Raw genomic sequence first — 371 nt, forward strand, 5'->3', positions numbered from 1 at the left:
CGCTTGCAGGCCAGCTTGGGATCAGCAGCCTGACGGATGCGGTGTCCGGCGACAGCCTGACTGCCCAGGAGGCACTCGCGACGCTGGCATTATCCGGTGATGATGACGGACCACGACAGGCCCGCAGTTATCAGGTCATGAACGGCATCGCCGTGCTGCCGGTGTCCGGCACGCTGGTCAGCCGGACGCGGGCGCTGCAGCCGTACTCGGGGATGACCGGTTACAACGGCATTATCGCCCGTCTGCAACAGGCTGCCAGCGATCCGATGGTGGACGGCATTCTGCTCGATATGGACACGCCCGGCGGGATGGTGGCGGGGGCATTTGACTGCGCTGACATCATCGCCCGTGTGCGTGACATAAAACCGGTA

1 protein-coding gene is annotated in these 371 nt (G+C 64.2%); it reads left to right on the forward strand.

Going from position 1 to position 371, the window contains the following annotated elements; genetic code table 11:
• Positions 1-371, forward strand: a 371-nt coding sequence (locus tag EDI28_RS26655; RefSeq protein WP_500048359.1) for a Clp protease/crotonase-like domain-containing protein, incomplete at both ends; no start/stop codon positions are given.

The sequence above is a fragment of the Photobacterium chitinilyticum genome, from assembly GCF_004104355.1.
In the GTDB taxonomy this organism is placed as follows: Bacteria; Pseudomonadota; Gammaproteobacteria; order Enterobacterales; family Vibrionaceae; genus Photobacterium; species Photobacterium chitinilyticum.